The organism is Rhodanobacter sp. OR87, assembly GCF_000473345.1.
GTDB lineage: Bacteria > Pseudomonadota > Gammaproteobacteria > Xanthomonadales > Rhodanobacteraceae > Rhodanobacter > Rhodanobacter denitrificans.
In genome coordinates this window covers 1-1,252 of the sequence record NZ_AXBJ01000049.1, presented here as the reverse complement: position 1 = coordinate 1,252, position 1,252 = coordinate 1, and the positions used below count along the sequence as shown (strand labels likewise).

Below are 1,252 nucleotides of genomic sequence, written 5' to 3'. Positions count from 1 at the left end.
GAGAGTTCCTACGCTTTAGTGGACACCCTGAACTACCACTTCAGGAGTCCTCACGATGCCCAAACCAGGTCCGCGAACCACCTACCGATATACCGATGATTTCAAGGCGACAGCCGTCCGTTTGAGCCAGTTGCCCGGGGTCGCGGTGCAGGATGTTGCCGAGTCGCTTTACATCCATCCGTTCATGTTGTCTCGTTGGCGCAAACAGGCGCGCGAGGGTGTGATCATGACGAAGGGTGTCGCGGTGGATAAGGCGGTGGCAGCCGAGCTCAAGGAGCTGCGCCGCGTGAAGAAGGCCTACGAGCAGTTGAAGGTCGAGCATGACCTTTTAAAAAAAGCGATCGCGTTCACTTCCGGTCAAAAGGCGAGATCTTCGCGTTCATCCAACAGCAGCAGGAGTTCCACTCCGTGAGGTTGTTGTGTCGACTGTATGGCGTCAGCGCGAGCGGGTTCTATGCGTGGCGCGATCGTCCGGCCAGTTCACGGAGCCAGGAGGACGCGCGTCTGCTCGGGAAGATTCGCCAGATTCATGACGACAGCCGACAAACCTATGGCAGCCCCCGCGTGCATACGGGACTGCAAGGCGAGGGCGAGTCGGTCGGACGCCGCCGGGTCGAGCGATTGATGCGGGACAACGCGGTGCGGGGGTGCTCGGCCGACCTGTATCGACGCTGCCCGGGCGTGGATCGTTTCTTCTCCAGTGTCGACAATCAGGTTCATGAGTTGACCGTGGATCGAACCGATCAGGTGTGGGTGACGGACGTGACCTACCTGAAAGTGTCGGGCACGTGGCGCTACCTGGCCACGGTCATGGACCGCTACTCGCGGCGACTGCTGGGGTGGTCGCTGGGCTCGGACCGAACTGCTCGCCTCACGCGTCGGGCGCTGGCCGCCGCCCTGCGCCAACGCAAGCCCCCAGCCGGCACGCTGCTGCACAGTGATCGCGGCGTGGAGTTTCTGGCCAGCGATTTCAAGCAGGCGCTGGCCAGCGCCGGGTTGGTGCAGAGCGTGAACCGCCCGCATCGCATGACCGACAACGCGCACATGGAATCGTGGAACAAATCCATGAAGTCCGACATGTACCACCGCCAGAACTTCACCAGCGAACACACGCTCCGAGCTGCCGTGCGCAGCTACATCGATTTCTACAACAGCAAGCGCTTACACTCGGCACTTGGCTATCGCTCTCCCATCGAGTTCGAAGCCTTGGCTGCCTAACCAAAGAGTGTCCACTTTTGCGTAGGAACTCTCC

The 1,252-nt window shown here is 60.9% G+C and carries 2 protein-coding genes; both read left to right on the top strand.

All coding sequences use genetic code 11. The features are described from left to right. Positions 1 to 55: 55 nt before the first annotated feature. Entirely contained in the window at positions 56 to 412 is a 357-nt protein-coding gene (locus RHOOR87_RS0118420; protein ID WP_007514494.1) for a transposase, read from the top strand. Then, positions 370 to 1,218 carry an IS3 family transposase gene (locus RHOOR87_RS0118415; RefSeq protein ID WP_155950987.1) on the top strand — a complete coding sequence of 283 codons (849 nt, stop codon included), beginning with the start codon at positions 370 to 372 and terminating at the stop codon, positions 1,216 to 1,218. The genes RHOOR87_RS0118420 and RHOOR87_RS0118415 overlap by 43 nt, the downstream gene beginning before the upstream one ends. The last annotated feature ends 34 nt before the right edge of the window (positions 1,219 to 1,252 follow it).

What these genes read in the sequence shown, in the direction of transcription:
- RHOOR87_RS0118420 (WP_007514494.1), top strand. Translation starts at nt 56, where the DNA reads ATGCCCAAACCAGGTCCGCGAACCACCTACCGATATACCGATGATTTC.